Origin of the sequence: Pseudomonas sp. DR208 (assembly GCF_019823005.1) — a bacterium.
Taxonomy (GTDB): Bacteria; Pseudomonadota; Gammaproteobacteria; order Pseudomonadales; family Pseudomonadaceae; genus Aquipseudomonas; species Aquipseudomonas extremorientalis.
Genome location: NZ_CP081944.1, coordinates 372,532 through 392,497, shown reverse-complemented (window position 1 = coordinate 392,497; position 19,966 = coordinate 372,532). Strand labels below are relative to the sequence as shown.

Sequence of the window (19,966 nt, the reverse complement as noted above, 5' to 3'; positions counted from 1 at the left end):
ATCAGCCGAAGCTGGTCTAACTGTGGGAGGGGGCTTGCCCCCGATAGCAGTGGGTCAGTAGCACACTTGATGCTGATACACCGCCATCGGGGGCAAGCCCCCTCCCACATTCGATTGTTGTCATGGCTGTGATCAGGGTTTCAGGCTTTGGGCCAGTTCCACCAGTTGCACGAATTCATTGCGCAGGCCGAACGGATCATCGCCTCGGGCCGAGCGGGCCAGTGCAGCGGTGTCCTGCAGGCTCATGCTGCCAGTGTAGCGGCCATCACCCTTGAGCTGTTGGGCAAAGGCCGCCACTGCCGCCGCAAAGCGCAGGTCATCGCTGGTCTTGGTGGGCTCTTGGCTGATGGGCCTTTCGATCAGTTGGCTGGCACCGCCCGCAGCAGGTTTGTAGCGCACCCGCAGCATCGCCAGTTCAGCGGATCGATCCCCGGTCACAGGCGCAGTGGCATAGCGCAAAGGTTCCAACCACCCCTTCTCGCCTTTCGGCACAATTTCGTACAGTGCCGTGACCGTATGCCCTGCGCCAATTTCACCGGCGTCGACTTTGTCGTTATTGAAATCCTCACGTTTCAAGGCGCGGTTTTCATAGCCCAGCAGGCGATATTCACTGACCTGCGCCGGGTTGAATTCCACCTGCAACTTCACATCGCGCGCCACCACCGCCAGGGTCGAGCTGAGTTGGTCCACCAGCACTTTGCGCGCTTCGCGCAGGTTGTCGATGTAGGCGTAATTGCCGTCGCCGGCATCGGCCAGTTGTTCCATCAGGTGTTCGTTGTAGTTATCCACACCGAAGCCCAGGGTAGTAAGGGACACGCCGCTTTTGCGCTGCTCTACCGCCATCTGTTTGAGGCTGTCGAAATCACTGATGCCCACGTTGAAGTCACCGTCGGTCGCCAGCAGGATGCGGTTGATGCCCTTGTCGATAAAGCCTTCGCGGGCCATCTGGTAGGCCAGTTCGATGCCGGAAGCGCCCGCCGTGGAGCCACCGGCGGTGAGTTGATCGATGGCGTTGCGGATCTTGACCTTGTCGCGCCCGGAGGTGGGCTTGAGCACCACACGGGATTCACCGGCGTAGACCACCAGCGAAACGCGGTCCTGGTCGCGCAATTGATCCACCAGCAACTTCAGCGTGCTCTTCACCAGCGGCAAGCCTTCGCGGCGGTCCATGGAGCCGGACACATCCACCAGGAACACCAGGTTGGCCGGTGCCAATTGCGCCACGGCACGGTCGGACGCCTTGATGCCGATGCGCAGCAACTGGGTATGCGGGTTCCACGGCGTGGCAGCGACTTCGGTGGTCACGCCAAAAGGTGAGCCGTCGGTGGGCAGCGCGTAGTGGTAGGGGAAATAGTTGACCATCTCCTCCAGTCGCACAGCGCCTTCGGGCGGTAGGCTGCCTTGGTTGAGGAAACGCCTGACGTTGGCGTAGCTGCCGGTATCGACGTCGACGCTGAAGGTGGACACCGGCGTCTCGGCCACGCGATGCACCGGGTTGTCCGGCAGATTTGCGTATTGTTCACGGGGTTCGCTGCGGTAGTCCATCACGGCTGACTCCTGCATATGCATCGGTGCAGGCATTGCCATGCGTTTGACCAAAGCACCCTGGGGTGACGCGCTTTGCAGCTCGGCGACGGGCTCGGCCGGCTTGGCCAACTCAGGGGATGAGGACAGCCCACAACCGGCCAACGCCACCACCATGGTAACGGCAAAGCCTTGGGCGGCAGGACGCAGGAAAAACAGAGGGTGGGACATGGGCTGAACCTCGTGAATGAATGATCCGTTCACAAGGTCAGACGCGAGGTGTGGAATGTTCGGGTTAACCCTGATTCAAATAACAGTCCAACTGTGGGAGGGGGCTTGCCCCCGATGGGGTGGGTCAGTCAAACATGGACTGACTGATCTACCGCTATCGGGGGCAAGCCCCCTCCCACATGAACTCAGTCCGTGCCGTATTTGGGGTTACGCGGACCGTACAGGATCCCCGCACGTTGCCCCGGTGACAGCAGGCGCGCACTGGTGATACCGGCAATCGGGTGCGCCGCATCGGTGGAGCTGTTGATCACCTGCTTGACCGCCGCCGTGATCAGCATGCCGACGAGGCCGCCGCTGTTGTTGTTGCCCTCTTCGCTGGACGCTCGCGCCGAGCCGGTCCACAGCGTGGTGCCGGTGCGCAGGTCCACCAGTTTGGCCGAAGCCGTCACGGCGGTGTCGCTGGAGATCAGCATGTACTTGGTGCCGTACTCGGTGACGGTGATGTACAGCGCGGCGTCCGCGCCGAAGATGTCATGCAGCTTGGTCGGTGGCAGGGCCTGGATGTCGTTGGCGGTGGTGAGGCCGTTCTGGCGGAAAGTTTCGTCCACCAGGGCAATCGGCAGCACGTAGTAGCCGGCTTCCGCCAACGGGTAGGTCACTTGCGAGACCAGGCTGTAGGAAGCCTGCACTTCCGGCGATTCATTGAGCGGCGGCAGTACCAGGATCGACTTCGGTCGTGCCTGCTTGTACGCCGTGTAATCAATGGTCTTGGGGGCTGCGCAACCGCCGAGCAGGGCCAGGGCCAGCAAGGCGCCCGTAAGTTTCAACAGGCTCATTTAGTGGCGACTCCGGTCTTGGCGTTTTTCAGCAGAAAGTCCATGTACGAGGCGGATTCAGGGAACAGCGCCTTCTCGGTGCGGAACTCCTGCACCATCTGGTCATCCTTGCCCATGCTCAGGTACAGCATGCCCAGGTGGGCGTGATAACCCGGCGGGGCCTTGCGGCCGCTGGCGTTGATCTTCTGCAGATCGCGCTCCAGTGCCTCGACCTGCGCCTCCTTTGGCTCACCCTTGAAGTATTCGTAAACCTGCGGCTGATAACTTTCCCATTGATACAACGGCTGGGGCGCGGTTTGGCACCCGGCGACCGTCGCCACTGCTGTCAGCATCAGCGCCAACTTGACTGCCTTGCTCATCCTTGTACTGCTCCTTGAGGTGCTGCTGATCAGTTGCGCGGGTTCCAGGCGCCGGCATTGATGCCGTCGACGAGGCGGTTGATGGCTTCGCGCATGGCCAGGTCGAGGACCTTGCCATTGAGGGTGGAGTCGTAGCTGGCGGTGCCGCCGAAGCCGACCACTTCACGGTTGGACAGCGCGTACTCACCGGCGCCCTGGGTGGAATACACCACTTCGGAAGTGCTGATGTTGACGATATTCAACGCGACTTTGGCGTAGGCCACTTGGGTCTTGCCACGGCCGAGAATGCCGAACAGCTGGCGGTCGCCGGTTTCCTTGCGGCCGAACTCGGTCACGTCGCCGGTCACCACGTAGTCAGCGCCCTTGAGCTTCTGCACGGTGCCTTTGATCGCGGCTTCCTGGGAGATTTCGCCCATGTTGTCGCGGTCCAGCACGCTGAAGCGGTTGGTCTGCTGCAGGTGGGTGATCAGGATGGTCTTGGCCTGGCCGCCGAGGCGGTCGACGCCGTCGGAGAAGATGCCGCGCATGTAGCTGGAACGGTTGTCGAACTTGCCCACGGCAATCGGCACGCGCACGCCGGAATAAGCGACGTTGGCGCTGGCGACTTGCTCCACCGGCATCGCGCGGTTGCTCTCCGTGGCGCAACCGGCCACGGTCAGCAGCGCTGCGGCGGTGAAGCCGGACAGCAGGATTTTGGACAGTGTGTTCACAGGGTGCTCCTGGGTGATAAATCGGTTAAAGCGGATGAAACTAACGGGATGGAATGTTACGGAGATCGGTGGCGATGAAACTGCTCAAATTACCGGTATAAAACCCCTCGACATTTGAGTTGCCGCTGCGGGTCAAAATACCGCCAACGGTCTTCCAGTGTTGCCATTGTCCCGGCCCCATACTCGGCATGAGGCGTTCGCGCGTTTGCGCAAAATGCAGGACTTCGGTATCGCCTTTCTTGACCTTGACCTCATAGCTGAAATCAACCGAGACCAAGTACTTGTTGTCTTCGATGATCGTGCTGACGAGCGCGCCGTGCGTATCCTGGATGAGCCGTTTGTAGACGACTTTCACATCGAGCAGGTAATCGGCGGAAGCCTTGCTGGTGGCGTAGCGCTTGGCCTTGAGCAGGCGGTCGACCAGATCAACCCCGAGTTGCTGGCGCACTTTGTCATCCGGCAGGAAGCGTTCGTTCTTGCCGACCACCTCGACGTCGAAGGTGTCGAGCCAGTAAGTAGCGGTCTTGGGAATGGTCACCGGCGCCGGGGAGATGTAGTAATCCGGCTTGGAGGCACAGCCCGCCATGAGGCAGGCCGCGAGAAATACGGCAAACACGCGCATGTATGAATTCGTCCCTGAAAAGTATCGTGTTTTGAACAGTGGCGGCATTTTACGGAGTTGAAAGGCGTTCTCAAGCTGTTTTACAGCTCGAGCGGCGCTGAACTTCACGATGAAAAAGATCAGTACTGCGATGGCACAGTCGATGCCCCGTGCAGCCAGGCGACGACCGATGCTGGCCAGGACGGTCGGGCGCTCAGGGGTGTTGCTTGCATCCATACGGTGTTGCTCCAGATTCAAGGTGTTTGTGTCTGCGTTGAATGTGAACGGCCCATGGCATCAGGGCTCCAGCACTTCACTTCAAACCGACCTTGAGAGACCGCTCGGACGACCAGGAGTCCTGGCCTGCCTGCAATAGCGGCTCGGCAGGAAAGCGATATTGACCGAATGCAGTGACGACGGCCTGGTCTACCTCGGCGTTGCCCGAACTTTCGATCAATAGGATTTTCGGCACATTCGAACCCGACTGGCCTTGCACTTGCAGCGTCACCGGCTTGCTCGCGCTGCCGCGTTTGATTTGCTTGTTCAAGGCAATCTCGATGTCCAGTGCCGTACGATTGAGGCTCTTGCGACTGGTGTCAGCCCAGACCTCGTTGTAGCGCTGTACCTGTTCAGGCGTCAGCACCGGACGTTGCGCGCGAACGCGCTGAAGGCCTTTCCACGCGACATCGCCGGCATGCTGGCTGGCCTCCACGTAATACATCATGGCCCCGAACAAATCCTGCGGACCACCGCGCCCCTCTTCCATCAATCGGGCCAAGGCGAGTTTGCTTTTATCGCTGTCGCTGTTGGTCAGCGCCAACTGATAAAGCCGTCGCGCCTCCACATCGTTGCGCACTTGCCCGTGGCCCTCCTCGGCCATGCGCGCCAGCCTCTCGTAACCGACGCCATCCACGGCGGCGACGGACTCATAAAGCGATCTGGCCTTGACAAAATCTTGTGGCAGGCCGCCACGACCGGATTCGTACAAACCACCGAGCGCAGTCTTACAGCGCACGTTGCCGTTATCGCTGGCTTGACGAATGAACTGAGCCTGATCGGCTGTGGGGCTTTTCTCGCCCTCGGACAGCATGCACTGAACGTTGGCCAGACTCTGTTCAAAGGAGCTTGGTGGCCTGGCAGCTTGACACCCGGTGACGAGGCCCGTGACTGCCAGTAGAACCATTGCCTTTTTCATGTGATGCGTCCGTGGAGTCGGGAAACAGGGGCAGCCCAGCATTAACGCACGCGCCGGCTTATTTGAGCTCTTTGACCAAATACCCACTGGAGATCTGCGTAATCCCCGTGAGCGCGCGGCGCAACGCCTCGGGGTCGGTGCGATAGGTGAGCGGCGTGTAGCCGTAGACGTTCTGGCCATTGAACGGCGTGACTGCCTCGCTGGTGCGCCAGACCATTTCATCGCCGCGATTCATCTGCGCCAGCACATTGAGGGTGGGGTACACCACACTGCTGAACCCTTGGGTCAGGCGAAAGCCCCACTCGGCCACGGTCAGTTGGATCTGCGCATCGGCGGGTTCGTCGTCACCCACCACTTTGAGGGTTGAGGTCTTGCCCAACGCATCGATAAAGCCCTGTTTGAGCAACATGCCCAAATCGATTTTTTCAGCGTCCATCACCGTAAGGATCGCTACCGGCGTCGGCATCTCGGCCAACTGTCCAAGTTTCATACCGCCTGCAAACCCGGCGCCGCTCAACGCCGCCGTGCCCAACCTGGATGCACCGCTGGCCATGCCAACGCCCGCGCCAAGCCCGGCGCCCAATGCTGCGCCCCAGGCTTGCTCACGGCCCATGTAGACCATCTGTTGCGACTCCCACTTTACCGGCAGCACCTTGACCGTCTTGATCTGGGCGCGGTGTTCGGGCGTAAGGGGGTGGCTGACGCAGCCGCCGAGGATAAGGGCGGTAAAGAGGATGAAGAGGAGGTTTTTCACATCAGTCCTTGAACGTTTGCGCAGGGTGAAAAATGACGGCCTGCCGGACCTGGAGCCCGGCAGGCTTCAACGGTTTAACTCACTTGCTTTCTTTTGCCACGGTGCCCAGGGACGCATCCTTGACCAGGTAACGGCCTTCGAGGTCGCTCAGCACTTTAAGGCTGTTGCGTGCGATGGCGAAGCCCATGTCGACTTCCTGCTTGAGATAAACCACCTGACCCGCCTTGACATCAATCGGCATGTCCGCCCAGTTTTCAGCCTTGGAGCTGATCACGTGCTTGCCCGGTGTCACGAAAAAATAGATGTACTGGTTACCGCGGTTGTAACCCATCTCCGAGTCGGCTTCCTTGTCATCCAGGAACACGTTGAAGCGAACCATCATCCCCACGTTGCTCGGACGCACCACATACACCAAGCCTTTATCGGCGACAGCAGCCTTAGGCAACGAATAGTTCGCCACATCGGCCTGCATCTTCTCCACCGACGGCGTCGAGGAGCAGCCAAACAGCGTGGCCAGCGACAGAGCAACAGCGGCTTTGCAGAACAACTTGATCATGTATTTCTTCCTTGTGGGTAGCGGTGGAGCGGTTTCGAAAACGCCGGCGACGGCCGGTTCACCTTTTCCTGATGCGTTTGGCCATCGCCAGTGTGTCGGCAGTGGGTGGCGTTACATGAGGCATTGTGCCATCACTGTGATCCCGTGTGCGGTTTTGTACAAAATGTGGTCTGGCCCGGATTTTCTCCTGATCGGCAAGTAATTATTAAATGAGACTGTCCCCTTTTTTTGACTGACCCCTATTTTTCCTTTTTTTATCAACCTAGTAAGATATCCTGAGTATCAACGGTCTCCACAGAACCATCAGTGACTAGAACCCCCAAGCCAAGCTGCGGATCAAAATTCGCATCAAAAATAAAACCAATTTGACGCATTCCCGCGTCAAAGGGAGACAATACTTTAATACACTTCAGAGTGACCAAGTCCCGCATATGATCAACTGCATGGGCGTTAGGGGCTTTGATATCAACCTCATCAGCATCAAAGCTCTCTCGGTATTCCTCAGATCTACATATGTAATAGCTAAAGATAGCCTTTTCTACGGCCAAAGAGACGACAGCTTTATTTGAACTAAACTCTCGAAACGCAAGTCTCTGAATATCAGAGATAGAATCACCATCAAAAGTTTGGACAATGAGTTCAACCTCACACAAACGTCCAAAAATAAACACTTCACACAATCCTGTCCAAGCCTCGTCAAAATGCAGCTCACCAAAATCTCTATCTGATATAACTGTCATTTCTTAAGCGCCTCTAGCAAACTTTTCTCAGCGATTCCGCCAAGATGGCCATATTTCAAACCAAAATCCATCGAACCGACCTTGCCAGTATGGATAAACGAGGGCACCAACTGCAGTGTTCGCATATCTTCAACCTCATGCCACGTATATTTCTCTTCTCTAATAAACCGAGCCACATCAGCTTCTTTAATACCCAGTTGACTCGCCAACATTTTGTTAGACGCGGGAAAATTAGCATCCCTCAGGGTCTGACCCCTATTCCGTTTTAATTTCAACGCCGCCCAGTTTCGTATTTAAGCAAACCTTGCTCCTCACGCGCCTGTAAATAATTAGCCATACGCTGCGCTTCGACTCCATTAAAAATAGGGGTCAGACCACCAATATACATTGGTGCACTAATCGTGGTCTGCCCCCTATTTCCCCGCAGACCGGTTGTTTCCCCGCTGAATAATGTGCAACGGGATATCCGGCAGTATAACTCTAGGACGGCGAGCCATATAAACCCCCAAATGAATAAGAGCTTACAGCTTAGCCGCCCATCACTAGGCCAACAAAATCGAATAATTACAAAAAATAAATCATATTTTAAAAGAGCAATTCTGCTGAACTCTAAAAAGCGCAAAACCGTGGTCTGACCACTATCTTTTCCCAATTCCTTATAACAATCATGAGGCGTTATAAGTGCAGAAGGTTCCAGCTGTGCATTTACTCGGGGGAAATAGGGGAAACAGGGGTCAGATCAGCAATATACATAAGTGCACTAATCGTGGCCTGACCCCTATTTCCCCCTTTTTAAACGCAGAATTATTATTCAACTAAAAGGCATTATTCTTTTTTCTAAGAAACCGATAAAGTTTTTCGCATACAAACTAGAAGTTTGATCAGAAAGATCAAGCCTATAAACAGGATATTCCCCATCATTAAGACCATCGTCTGTGGCAAAATAAAATGATTCCCCTGCACCCGGCGGTTCACAGATAAATAGCCTCTCCTTCCCACACAACCCATTTCGACCGTTAACGATTGACATATAAACGATATCACCCCCCCTTACACTATCAAATTCCATTTCGTAGATACTATAAATCTCCTCCCCAGATATTTCCCCGCCAGAATAAAACTTCAGCCACCATTTATAGCTATCAGGCAACTTCAACCCAAGGCGAGCTTCAGCTTTATAAATCCACTCATCAGCAATCCCGTCACCATAATCAGCAAACTCAACAAAATCCGACTCTTTAATAAGATTAATTATTCTCGAATAATCCACGCCCAATTACTCCCCGCTCCGAGCCCGCAACTTCCAATAATCCGACTGATAAGAATTAAACTCTTTAGCCTGCTTTGTCAATGTTTTTGCATTCAAATCCGTAGGAACTGAAACATAATCAGTCGTAGGATTTCTGTATTCTGCAGAGTCTTTGTAACGAGTATACCTAAAGCTTTGAGCGGCATTGGATGGGACATGAAGAACACTGCTATTCTGGCTATGGAAAACAGAACCAACTTCTGCAAGTGAACCACGAGTACCAGCGAATCCATTAACCTCAGTTTGCGAGAGATGATGTAACTCAACTGATTTCCCATCATACCCAATTGGTGCTCGACCCGAGGCCATCCTCTCAAGGTTTGAGCCTTGAACAGTTTTACCTCGTACTCTCCAGGTCGATACGGCCTCTGGGTCAAAGAGGTCGTTACGTTGATAAACAGTCCTATCTAGAACTGTTGTTTTATTCCAAAAACCATCAGCTTTAGGCGTGGTAAGTGCGACATTTCTACCCGCCATCGTGCCCGTATCAGCAGAACCTGGCACTTTTGCACCGTTTGCCCCAAGGACAAAAACCTCACCTGACGCCTCCGTCGCCAATTTCCTTTTCGCAAAGGTAGCGGCCACGACCTCTGAAATCCTCGCTCCCAGACCTACACCTGTGAGCGAAAGGGCCGCCTCATCCAACGCCGTGACCGGTTCAGCCGATTTCCTGGCGAGTACCAACAGCCTCGACATCGCGTCTTTTGAAGCCAAGTCGTTGGTCGAGACGTTAATGATTTCCGTCGCATGAGCATCTGCCTGCTCCCGACCGTACTGAGCCCATTTGTCAGCCAAGGGCAATTCGCCATAAAGGCCTTTGCCCAGACCATTAAACAGGCTTGTGTCTACAAACTGCTCTTTGGTCGAATTGAACGCATACACCGCAGAGCCATTGGCAATAATTGGGGTACCGTCTTTCCACGTTAATGGAATTTTCTGATCAGCCAATTCTTGAATCGCGCCTCTGGCAATCACCAAATCACGATCCAACCAATCCCGCGTCGGGTCGTTGCCCCAGTTCTTTTCCAGTGCGTCTAAACGGGCGTTTTCGACGGCATCAACCTTTGATCCTGCTGCCATACGCAGCAAGTCTTCCCACGAGGCATCCGATTTCGGCTTGAGCCTGGTTTTCTCTAACTCTTCAGCTTTCTTCTTGAGTAGCGGCACCTCTTGGGTCAGGTGAAGCTGTCGATTGAATACTTCGACGCCGTAACCGGTCCCGCTACCGACAGCAGCGCCGCCGGTGCCATTCCCGGCGCCTGCTCCAGCGCCGATACCGGTCGCAACCAACGCTGCTATGTTGTCCTGACTGGCCTCAGATAATTTGCTGTTCTCAAGCGCCTTTGCAATCGAGGGCATCAACGCAGCAGAAGCACCGGCCCCCAACGCGCCACTCTGTACGTTGCCGCTGGACAACCCAATGGCCGCCCCTGCCAACGCGTGCAACATGACACGTGCTGCTCCACCTTCAGCCCATGCGGCTCGAGTGGCCGCGTCCGATTTCGGGTTGAGGGATTGCGCCTCGGCGTAATCACCCACGCGCTTGAAGATCTCGCTGGAAGCCGTATTGGCAACGATACCGACTGTCGTACCAACGGGCGCGCCACCAAGGCCCGCGGCGATCAGTCCCGTCGCGATATCGGCCATCATTTTCTTGTCGCCGCCGAACTGCCAACGCTTGGCTTCCGAATAAGCCAGATCAGCGGCACGGGCGGTATCAGCAGCACCAGGCGCGCCTGCGTCTGCTTGTTCCTTCGCCGCCTGCCCAAGCTTCTTGGCCTCATCGGCCTTCGCCCTGCCTACCGCACTAATCACCCCACTGGCCAACTGCGCCGAGCTTTGGATCAGGTCAATACGCTCTTGCATGGCCTTTTCATCAGGCCGGTCGAGTTTCTGATTGGCATTGGCGGTATCGCGATTTAGCCCCACCAGGTCATTGGCGCTTTCAGCACTGCGAACCACAATCGTGCCTTCGCTGACCGCGCTACGGGTGTAGCTATGGTCTTTTTCCTTGAGCGCTATCGGGATGCTACCGCCCATCGAGGCACCGCTGGTGCTGCTGGACGACACCGAAATACCGGCAGACTGACTTTTGATTTCGCTGACATTCTTGATGTCGCTGACGATCAGGCGGTCAGTGCTGAGCCGGTTCTTATCAGCCGACGCTTCACTGGCAATCACCGCACCTTGCAGGGTGGTGTTCTTGCCGACATTGATGTCGTAGCCGCCCGTGCCCGCATACAAACCGCTCTGGTCGGTCACGCCCTTGTAGTCGCTGTTCATATTGGCGGCGGCAAGGTTCGCCGAGCCCGCTACGGTAGAGCCGTAGCAGAACGGAGGGACGCAGATACTGGCGCCGAAGCCTGCGCTGCTTTGTTTGCTGCGCGACGACTCGGTGTCCTGTAGGGAGATGATATTAAGGTTGCCGCCAATATCTGCCTTGATACGGTCCGCACGAACCTGGGCGCCTTTGAGGGTGGTATCGCCACCGCTTTGTAACAACAGGCTGCCCGTATCGAGGGTGCTATTGACCTGAGTGACGGAGTTACCGTTGCCATTGTTCTTGGCACCCTGCGCTCCGAGGTCGAGGGTGAAGCCGTTTTGCTCGCCAATATTGAAGCTGGCGCCAATAGCGGTTTTATTTTTCGACCCTTCGTTTTTGCGGTCGGTGGTGTTTTGTGCGCTTTGCATCAACACATCGTTTTTGGCTAACAACAAGGTGTTGGCGGCTTTCAAGCTGCTGCCAGTGATCTGGATATCACCCTGAGTACCCGCCGCTGCGCCCGTGGCAACGATCGACAAGTCTTGCCCTGCGTTGAGCGTGCTCTGCTTGGCGGTGACGCTGTTGAATTCGCTGCTGTTTTTGCTGCGGTTATTGGCCAGTTCGGTGCCGATCTTGATCAGCGAACCGTTGCCGGGCGTGCCGCCGGTTTTGTTTTTGAAGCCGGAGCTTTGCGCATTGGCGTCCGAAGCCTGGCCGTTCAGGTTGTAGGCGGCGAGGGCTGCCTGGGCGATTTTGACTGCCTTGAGGCGTGGGTCATCAGCACTACGGGCCGCTTTGACGGCATCGCGCATGCTGGTGGCGGTGTCCACCACCGAGCCCGCGATCACGCGCCCAACGGCCAAGCTCTTGGAGCTGTCCTTACTGGTCTGACTGGCAGTCTCCACACCCGAGGTGACGGTGACATTGGCACCACTCAACTCCATGTTCATGGTGCTCACCAGATCACTGGCCACCACCTTCAACTCACGCCCTGCCGTCAACGACACATTGCCCGCACTCGAACCAATAGTGCTGCCGGTCAAGGTCATTTCATTGGCGGTGCCGTTGTGCTTGGAGCTGTTGATGTACAGCTTCTGGTTGCCGGTCATGTCATCCAGACCAAGCTTGTTGCCGGTCAACACGCCGGTGAGGTCGCGATTTTTTTCCTTGTGCATGTCGGTGCGGGCGAAGGTGTTTTGCGCCGCGTCGACGGTCAGGTCGCGGCCGGCCTGGACGGCGAGGTCGCCGGTGCTGACCAGGTTGGAACCGGTGACCGTGGCGTCGCGCTTGGCGGCGACGGTGACGGTTTCGCCGGAGACCATGCTGCCCAGGGCGGTGGTGCGTTTTTCGTCGACTTTGTCCTGGACTTTGCTCGACTTCAGGCCGCCCCAGCTGCTTTTGCTTTCCTTGCGTTCGTGGCGGGCGCTGTCGGCGTTGCTGACGGCGAGGATGTTCACGTCCTGGCCGGCCACCAGTTGGGTGGCACCTTTTTCAGCAGTGACGGCACTGCCGGCCAGCAGCAGGTCTGCACCCGCGACGACGGTGCTGTTTTTGCCAGCGCTGACCAGGCTGCCGACGTTGTTCACGGCATCGGTTTCATCCAGGCGGAATTTCTTGCCCTGGGAGGTTTTCTTGGTCTTGCTGTAGAAGCTGTAGTCCTGGTCTTGCGCGGCTTTGAGCTCAAGGTTCTTACCGGACACCAGGTACGCCTCGTTGCCGGCATTCACCTGGCTGGCGACCAGTTGCAGGTTCTGCCCGGCGCTCAGGGTGGCGTCGCCGCCGGCCTTGATCACGCTGGACACTTGCTGCACGTGGTCTTCGATGCTCTTGACCTTTTTTGTGTTGCCTGTGGAGTGCTGCTCGTTGGCCGCCGCAACGGCGTTGAAGTCGCGGGTGGCAATCAGGTTGACGTCGCGCTTGGCCTCGACCTGGCTGGCCACGGCGCTGATATCACGTCCGCCAATCACATGCAGGTCGCGGCCAGCGTCGACCACGGAGCCTTGCTGGGCGATGGTGGTGAAGCTGGAACGGTTGCCGATGGCGCCGCTGTCGAGGCTTTTTGAAGCGGTGATGTTGACGTCGCCCACGGCCTTGACCGTTGTGTCGGCACCACTCTTGAGCACGCCGCCGACGCTGTTGAAATTGCCCCCGGCTTGCAGGGTCAAATCGTTGGCCGATTCGATGCGCGCGGCGCTGTCGACGAAGTCGCTGCGTTCGGTGCGGTAGCTGCTGGCGCTTGCGTGGGTGGTGACGCTGCGTTCGTTGAGCAGGTCGGCGCCGGCGGCGAGGTTGACGTTGCCCGCGCTGATCACACCGCCTGCACGGTTGGTCAGGTTGTTGCCGCTGAGCAGGTCGAGGCGGCCACCGGCTTCCATCAACCCACTGTTGGTGAGGTTGCCGCCAGCGTTCGCCAACAGGCTACCGGTGGCACGCAAGGTGCCGGCGTTGTTGAGGTTACGGCCGGTGATCAGGTTGACGTCAGTGCCGGAAATCAATGCGCCGTTGGGCGCCAGGCGGTTGCCGGCCTGGGCCAGGTACAGCACCGGCACCAGCACTTGTTGGCCGGCGACAGTGGCGTTTTCCAGCCACACGATGTCGTGGGTCAGGGCGGCGACTTGTTCGGCGGTGAGGCTTACGCCTACGGACAAATTCAGCGCGCTTTTGCTGCTGATGGCGTTGTCCATCAGGTGCTTGAACAGGTCGGCATCGCTGGTCTGGCCATCGATGAAACGCTGGCCGGTGCGAGCGAGCACGGCTTGCTGGATCAGGCGCTGTTCGTAGAAGCCATCGCCGAGGCGTTTTTGCGCGGTGTCGGGGTCGTAGCCGAGCTTGCTCAGCATGTAGTCCGAGCTCATGAACTGGCGCATGTCGGTGAGCAGCGGGTTGGTTTCGATCAGGTACTTATGCGGGTTGGCCGCGAACTGGCTGGTGGGCAGGCCTTTGGCGCCATCGCTGTCGCTGAGGTGAAACAGGCCGTTCTCGCCAGCGGGCAGGTCGAAGCCGGGCAGGCCCAGTGGGTTGACCTGTTGCTGGGCAACATCCGGCGGCAGTTGCGGGTTGAGGCTGACCAGGGTCGAGTAGCCCGGCGCATGGGTGTTGGCACCGCTGCCGACGTAGGTGTAGCCACCGCGCACGACGCTGTTGTCGATGCCGGCCTGAGCCTTCACATCCACGCTGCCGCCGGCTTGGATCACGGCGGCGTAACTTTGGTCTGGCGCGCTTAACTGGGTGGTCTTGCGCAGGGCGATCTGCTCGCTCTCCATCTTACCGATGAACGAGGCCAGGCCCGCTTCGACGCCGCCCATGTCCTGGCCCGCCGAATAGCGCTGGGTGAAGGCCGCAGCCTCGCGGTACCAGCCCCCCGGCTTACGCTCGCGCTCGGAAGTGAAGACGCGATCGTACTGAGTGTCGTGGGTTACCAAACCAATGTTGGTCAGTTGGTCGACGCGCACGGTCATACCGCCACCGGCGGCAATGCTACTGCTGCTGTTGAGCAGCTCGCCGCCGGTGAGCAGCATGTTGCCGCCCGAGGTGATGCTGGACGCTGCCGTGGCCTGGGTGACGATGAAGTGATCACGCTGGGTAATCAGGAACGGGCGGTTCTGCTTGGGGCCGTCGCAGTCGCCACCGGTCACGCCAAAGATGCAGGCGGTGGGCGTGATGGAGGCGCTGTAGATGCCGGACTCGGTGTTGAGCACAGTGCGGATGTTCTGGATCGTGCTGGCGGCCAGGATCAGGTTGCGCTCGCTTTCGAGGGTGCCCGAGCTGTTGATGATGCTGGTGGCCAGGCCACCATGGCCGTCGCGGTCGACGCGCAGGTTGCCCATGGCGTAGATCGTGGCGCCGAGGTTTTTCAGGCGGTCGACCTTGAGGTTCAGGTCGCCGCCGCTGAAGATCAAACCGTGGTCGTTGAGCAGGTTGCCCACCGAAAGATCCAGGCTGCCCTGGCTGGCGACGCTGCCGCCCACGGTCCAGTCCTGGCCGCTGCCAACCAGGGCGCGGGTGCCGAGCAGCTTGCCGGTGGCGGTCTGGTTCAGGGTCCCGACATTGACGGTCAGGCGCCCGGCCTGGATCGCGGTGCTATTGGTCCAGTTGGCTTTATCGAGGGTCAGGTCGCCGTTGGTCACCAGGCTGCCGCCGACTTCGTCGAGGCTGATGCCACTGAGGTCAAGCACGCCGGCGCCCACGTGCAACACCTTGCCGCCGGTGTTCTGGAAGCGGGTGGCGGCGAGGCTCAATTGATCGTTGGCGGTCTCCAGGCTACCACTGTTGTTGAGCAGGCCGCCGATGGCGTAGCGGGTTTTGCCGCTGGTGCCCAAGGCGCGCATTTGCCCGCTGTTGTTCAGGCTGGCGGTCTCGACATCGAGGGCCGTGGCGCTTTCGATCAGGCCACGGTTGGTCAGTGCGCCATTGAGGCCAACGTCGATGCGGTTGCCGGCGATCTCGCCGCCGTTATCCACATTCATACCGGTCAGGTGCACACGATCCCGGGCGAACAGCGCACCGCTGCCGTTGTTGAAATCCGTGGCGTCGATCTGCGCATCACCGGCTTTGGCGGCAATGCGGCCACCGTTGTTGTCGAGGGTGCCGGCGGTGATGGTCACGCCAGCGTTTTCACTGTGGATCAGGCCATTGCCGCTGTTCTGCAACAGGCCGCTGGTGGTCAGGACCAGGCCATCGTTGGCGGCCAGGGTGCCGTTGTTCTGGTTGTCGACGCTGTTGGCGAACACGGTCAGCAAACCCTGGCTGGCGAGCTTGCCACCCTGGTTATCGATGTGCGCGGCGCGCTGGATCAGCAACGGCCCGGCGCTGGCCAGCTTGCCGCTGCGGTTGATCAGGTCGCCGATCAGATCCAGGGTGATCGCCCCGCCGCCGGTCAGGCTACCGGCGCTGTTATCCAGGCTATTGCCGTTGAGGGTGAACGCGCCGCTGCTGTCGATGATGCCGCCCTGGCTATTGTCCAGCAGGCCGCTGACGGTGAGGGTCTGTGCGCCGTCGCTGAGCAGGCGACCTTTGTTGCGGTTGTCGACACTGGCGGCGGTGATGTTCAGCGCCTGCTTGGCGCTCAAGGTCGCGCCCTGGTTATCCAGACTTTGCGCAGTAGCGGTGAGGCTGCGATTGGCGATCACGGTGCCGGTGTTGGTGATGCGCTGGCTGTCGAGGCTGACATCGCCACCGGCATTACGCGTGTTGTCGGCGTTGACCCCGGCTTCGATGATGCCGCTATTGGTCAATTGGCCGTTGCTGGCCAGGGTGATGCTGTCGCGCGCGGCGAGGGTCTTGCTGTTTTTCAGGGTGCCCTTGGTCTGTGCCTTGAGGGTGGTGCCGGCGTAGACCGCGCCCTTGGTCTCCAGGCTGGCGGCCTTGATGTCCACCGCACCGCTGGCGGCCGCCTGGGCCATGCTCAGGTGGCCGTTGGCATCGAGTTGAATGTCGCCGCCACTGGCGGCCAGCGTACCGTCGAGCTTCACGCCCACACCGGCTTCGGTGCCCACCAGCTTGATCGCGCCGGCGTACATGCCGCCCAAGGCCGACGAGTCAATCGCCAGCTCCGGCTTGGCACTGCCGTCATCGGCACGGGCGGTGGTTTTCAGGCTTTGGGCATCGACGTCATTGCGCCCGGCGATCACCGTGAGTTGTTTTGCGTTGATCTGCGCATTGATCTTGGCCGAACGGGTGATGATCTCGAAACGGTCGACGTTGCTCGCGTTCAGGCCTTTGCCGTCGATGGTCACGGCGCCGCCGTCGACCTGATAGCTTTTCAGTTGCCCCGCCTGATCGATCACCGGTTTACCGGTGGTCAGGGTGACGTTGGGGGTGTTGATGAAGCCGCAACCGTTGCAGCTGATGCCGTAAGGGTTGGCGACGATCACCTTGGCCGACTGGCCCGCCACTTCGGTGTAGCCGCGCAATTGGCTGGGGCTGCCGCCTTTGACTTCGTTGAGGATGACATTCGCCGCGCCGCCCTTGAGGTTCGGGTTGCCGACAATGATCCCGCCCAGTTGCGTGCTTTGCACAATGCCGTTGGCGTTGTTGAGGATCACGCCGTTGGGGCCGACGTTGTAGTCCTTGAACTGGTTGTGGGACAGGCCGCTGCCATTAGGGGTGGCGATGTTCACCACCGGCACGCCGTTGCCCGCCTGGCCAACCGTGGTACCGGGGCCACTGACCACGATGCCTTCGGCGCTCGCCAGCAATGGCTGCCAGAACAGCGCGTTGGCCAGGATCAAGGCCAGGCCGCGTTGGCTCAGGGTTTTCAGGGCAGTAACAGGGCGAACGTCCATATTCAAAATCTCAAAGCAGCGGGCGTTGAATTACAGGTAGAAATCCAGGCGGAAATAGATCGGCGCTTCGCGCTCGGTCATCACGCCAGGTCGCTCCAGGGAGTGGGCAAAGGTCACGCTGGTGCTGACGTTTTTGCCGCGGGCGAACAGCTCGAGGGAGTTACTCGACACCCTGCCGTGCTGCTCATCGTTGTAGCGATCGTGGCGAATCACGCCCTGGTCATAGCCGACGCTGGCACCGTATTCGGCAAAGGCCGGGCGCATCCAGTCGAGGGTCACCGGGCGGGCCCAGCGCACTTCGTTGCGCCAGTAGCCACCGCTGTCGCCGGTCAGTTGCTGGTCCTTGAACCCACGCACCGAGTACGAGCCGCCGAGGCTCATGCGTTGCGCCGGGTACAACACGTCTTCACTGCGCTGCCCGGTGGCCAGGCTGGAAAAACTCAACGATTCGCCCCACAGCGTGAAAGGTTGCAGGTAGCTCAACGTGGCGGTGTATTTACGGTAGCGCGGGGTTGGGGTGAGGTTGCCGCGGATACGTTCCTGGTCATCCTTCTGGGCGTCAAAGGCACCGGTGCCGTTCTGCATGCCGACATCCAGGTTGACGAAGGCGCTGCCGATACGGCGTCCATGGTTGATGCCCACCTGGAACTCGCTGAGGCGGTTGCTGCTGACGTCCAGGCGCTCGTCGTTGAAGTAGTTGTTGGTGCGTAGATGGGTCAGGCCGACATTGACCGAGGTCTTGCTCACGTCATCGCGATGCACCACGCGCTCGGCACGCAACTGGTGGTTCTGGCTGTCGCCTGTCTGCTTGTACTTGTAGCCGTCAAGGTCGCCCGGCGTGCGGTAGTCGCTCTCGCTGTAGGTGTAACTGAAGTTCCACCAGCCCCACGGCACGTTGTAATACAGCATGCTGTTTTTCGAGGTTTTCTGGTGGTCGCTGACGGCGTCGTGACCACCGCGCAGGATCAGTTGATCGGCCAGGCCCAGGGGGCTGTCCCATTCCAGGCCTGCGCCCCATTGCTGTTCGCCGGTGCTTTTCTGCCCGTCGTTGTTACGCGACAGGCTGGCGCGCCAGGGCTTTTGCGGGGTGTTCTTGACCAGCACTTCACTGCCGCCGATCTGGCTGCCGGGGGTCAATTCCATCTGCGCCTGCCTGGACGGCAAGCGGCTGAGCTGGTCGACCAGTTGCTCGACCTCCCGCAGGTTCAGCGCCTCGCCGACCTTGCCAGGAAACGCCATGGCCAGTTCGCGGTCGGTGACGGTGCTACCCTGCGCGCCTTTCAAGCCTTCGAGTTTGCCTTCCACCACCAGCACCTGCAGGTGGCCACTGGAAAGGTCCTGTTGCGGCAGGTAGGCACGGCTGGTGACGCGGCCCTTGGCGATGTAGTAGTCGGTGATCACCTTGAGCAGCTCATTGAGCTGCGCCACGCCCAGGCATTGGCCGATGTAGGGTTTGAGCAGACGCGTGCGGTCGGCGCCGGACAGGCTGTCGGCGCCCTTGAGTTCGATATCTTTGATCGGGAAGCAGCGGGTGTCGACCGGCGTGGCCGGGGCCTGGGGCTTTGCTTCTTTGCCAGGCAGGTCCTGGAGTTCTTCCAGGCGCCGACGCTGCTCTTCCAGAAGACGGTTCTGGCGGTCGCGGATCAGGTCCTGGTCCCCTGGCGTAGGGGCGGCCATGGCACTGTTCAGGCTCAAATAAGCGAGCAGGAAAGTGCACAGAAAGTACCGAGTCCGTGGCAATAATAAAGACATGTTCGATCCGTCGAAAATCAAGGGCCGGCAAACTAACATCGAACTTTCACCAACTCAAAAGACCGAGCTAGTTTCACATTCGTACTAGTTATTCACGCAAGCATTTGATTAATAACAACTAAAAATAATCAATCAGATGAGCGGGCTGTCATCGGAAGTATTATTCCGACCAGCGGCAGCACTATTGATCACGATTCATCGGAGAACTTAGAAATTGCCATTAATTGGCCATCAAGTTCCTGCCGAGATAGGTTAGTACCGGGAAAAGCAGAAAAGTTCGCGGGTGTTTTGTGAATTGGATCCCATATGTCGGGATTAACCGAAGTCGTTCCCACGTTGCAATGGGAACGACCTTGCAGCGCACTGGCTCAGCTGGCGTCTTTGTTCTGGTCCTTGCCGGGCACCAGGGTCAGCCCCGGCTTTTCTACATCGCGGGAGACATGGGACTTCACACCCGCCACACCGCCCTCGTCGTCATTCTGGATGACCAACACCCCGGGTCGGCGCAACTGCTCCAGGTCCCCTTCACCGAGGCTGAAGCTCTCGCTCAGGCGCTTATCGCTGAGGGCGTTGCCCTCGGCACGGCGCTGGGCAAACTTGCGCCCCTTGCGTTGCTGGTAGCGCGCCCAAGTGACCAGGATCACGGCATTGAACAATGCAATCCACAGGTACACCTGCAGGGTATTGAGCGCAGCAAAAATCGGTGCCTCGATGCGCGGCCCACCGTGGGTTTCCAGCATCGAAGTGATCCCCCGCGCCAGCAGCCAGATCAACCCGGCCCAGGCCATCAGGGTCAACAGCACATCAATGATCCACATCACCAAACGTTGGCGGGTTCTGACCAGTTTCATG

14 protein-coding genes are annotated in these 19,966 nt (G+C 58.6%); all 14 read right to left on the bottom strand.

Annotated features, from left to right (window positions below):
• Nucleotides 1-132: 132 nt before the first annotated feature.
• The 14 genes from K5K89_RS01745 to pgaD all read right to left on the bottom strand — a co-directional run bounded on the left by K5K89_RS01745 (nt 133) and on the right by pgaD (nt 19,965).
• Entirely contained in the window at nt 133-1,755 is a 1,623-nt protein-coding gene (locus K5K89_RS01745) for a vWA domain-containing protein (protein ID WP_222540746.1), read from the bottom strand.
• Between the two features lie 185 nt (nt 1,756-1,940).
• The gene (locus tag K5K89_RS01740) at nt 1,941-2,591 is read right to left on the bottom strand and encodes a DUF799 domain-containing protein (RefSeq protein WP_058426354.1); all 651 of its coding nucleotides are present in this window, start codon (nt 2,589-2,591) and stop codon (nt 1,941-1,943) included.
• On the bottom strand, nt 2,588-2,950 hold the full coding sequence (locus tag K5K89_RS01735; RefSeq protein ID WP_025855472.1) for a DUF4810 domain-containing protein: 363 nt from the start codon (nt 2,948-2,950) through the stop codon (nt 2,588-2,590). The genes K5K89_RS01740 and K5K89_RS01735 overlap by 4 nt, the downstream gene beginning before the upstream one ends.
• 29 nt (nt 2,951-2,979) lie before the next feature.
• Nucleotides 2,980-3,660, bottom strand: a complete 681-nt coding sequence (locus K5K89_RS01730; protein WP_071489756.1) for a CsgG/HfaB family protein — start codon at nt 3,658-3,660, stop codon at nt 2,980-2,982.
• Between the two features lie 40 nt (nt 3,661-3,700).
• Nucleotides 3,701-4,282 carry a hypothetical protein gene (locus tag K5K89_RS01725; RefSeq protein ID WP_071493217.1) on the bottom strand — a complete coding sequence of 194 codons (582 nt, stop codon included), beginning with the start codon at nt 4,280-4,282 and terminating at the stop codon, nt 3,701-3,703.
• 292 nt (nt 4,283-4,574) lie between these two features.
• Nucleotides 4,575-5,456: a tetratricopeptide repeat protein gene (locus K5K89_RS01720; RefSeq protein ID WP_222540745.1), complete on the bottom strand. Its 882-nt coding sequence runs from the start codon at nt 5,454-5,456 to the stop codon at nt 4,575-4,577.
• 58 nt (nt 5,457-5,514) lie between these two features.
• Nucleotides 5,515-6,210 carry a hypothetical protein gene (locus K5K89_RS01715; RefSeq protein WP_222540744.1) on the bottom strand — a complete coding sequence of 232 codons (696 nt, stop codon included), beginning with the start codon at nt 6,208-6,210 and terminating at the stop codon, nt 5,515-5,517.
• A gap of 79 nt (nt 6,211-6,289) precedes the next feature.
• Entirely contained in the window at nt 6,290-6,682 is a 393-nt protein-coding gene (locus K5K89_RS01710; RefSeq protein ID WP_170856112.1) for a DUF2846 domain-containing protein, read from the bottom strand.
• A gap of 341 nt (nt 6,683-7,023) precedes the next feature.
• Entirely contained in the window at nt 7,024-7,506 is a 483-nt protein-coding gene (locus K5K89_RS01705) for a DUF6985 domain-containing protein (RefSeq protein ID WP_222540743.1), read from the bottom strand.
• Nucleotides 7,503-7,718: an HNH endonuclease gene (locus K5K89_RS01700; protein ID WP_071488113.1), complete on the bottom strand. Its 216-nt coding sequence runs from the start codon at nt 7,716-7,718 to the stop codon at nt 7,503-7,505. Before K5K89_RS01700 ends, K5K89_RS01705 begins: the two co-directional genes overlap by 4 nt.
• 599 nt (nt 7,719-8,317) lie before the next feature.
• Complete coding sequence (locus K5K89_RS01695; RefSeq protein ID WP_222540742.1) at nt 8,318-8,776, bottom strand: SMI1/KNR4 family protein; 459 nt, start codon at nt 8,774-8,776, stop codon at nt 8,318-8,320.
• A gap of 6 nt (nt 8,777-8,782) precedes the next feature.
• Complete coding sequence (locus K5K89_RS01690; protein ID WP_222540741.1) at nt 8,783-17,362, bottom strand: hemagglutinin repeat-containing protein; 8,580 nt, start codon at nt 17,360-17,362, stop codon at nt 8,783-8,785.
• A gap of 30 nt (nt 17,363-17,392) precedes the next feature.
• Complete coding sequence (locus K5K89_RS01685) at nt 17,393-19,114, bottom strand: ShlB/FhaC/HecB family hemolysin secretion/activation protein (RefSeq protein ID WP_222540740.1); 1,722 nt, start codon at nt 19,112-19,114, stop codon at nt 17,393-17,395.
• 368 nt (nt 19,115-19,482) lie between these two features.
• Nucleotides 19,483-19,965: a poly-beta-1,6-N-acetyl-D-glucosamine biosynthesis protein PgaD gene (gene pgaD, locus K5K89_RS01680; protein WP_071489608.1), complete on the bottom strand. Its 483-nt coding sequence runs from the start codon at nt 19,963-19,965 to the stop codon at nt 19,483-19,485.
• Between the last annotated feature and the right edge of the window lies 1 nt (nt 19,966).

Excerpts from the sequence above, each read along its gene's own strand:
- K5K89_RS01745 (WP_222540746.1), bottom strand. The coding sequence starts at position 1,755 with ATGTCCCACCCTCTGTTTTTCCTGCGTCCTGCCGCCCAAGGCTTTGCC.
- K5K89_RS01740 (WP_058426354.1), bottom strand. The coding sequence starts at position 2,591 with ATGAGCCTGTTGAAACTTACGGGCGCCTTGCTGGCCCTGGCCCTGCTC.
- K5K89_RS01735 (WP_025855472.1), bottom strand. The coding sequence starts at position 2,950 with ATGAGCAAGGCAGTCAAGTTGGCGCTGATGCTGACAGCAGTGGCGACG.
- K5K89_RS01725 (WP_071493217.1), bottom strand. The coding sequence starts at position 4,282 with ATGCGCGTGTTTGCCGTATTTCTCGCGGCCTGCCTCATGGCGGGCTGT.
- K5K89_RS01720 (WP_222540745.1), bottom strand. The coding sequence starts at position 5,456 with ATGAAAAAGGCAATGGTTCTACTGGCAGTCACGGGCCTCGTCACCGGG.
- K5K89_RS01710 (WP_170856112.1), bottom strand. The coding sequence starts at position 6,682 with ATGCAGGCCGATGTGGCGAACTATTCGTTGCCTAAGGCTGCTGTCGCC.
- K5K89_RS01705 (WP_222540743.1), bottom strand. The coding sequence starts at position 7,506 with ATGACAGTTATATCAGATAGAGATTTTGGTGAGCTGCATTTTGACGAG.
- K5K89_RS01700 (WP_071488113.1), bottom strand. The coding sequence starts at position 7,718 with ATGTTGGCGAGTCAACTGGGTATTAAAGAAGCTGATGTGGCTCGGTTT.
- K5K89_RS01690 (WP_222540741.1), bottom strand. The coding sequence starts at position 17,362 with ATGGACGTTCGCCCTGTTACTGCCCTGAAAACCCTGAGCCAACGCGGC.
- K5K89_RS01685 (WP_222540740.1), bottom strand. The coding sequence starts at position 19,114 with ATGTCTTTATTATTGCCACGGACTCGGTACTTTCTGTGCACTTTCCTG.
- pgaD (WP_071489608.1), bottom strand. The coding sequence starts at position 19,965 with ATGAAACTGGTCAGAACCCGCCAACGTTTGGTGATGTGGATCATTGAT.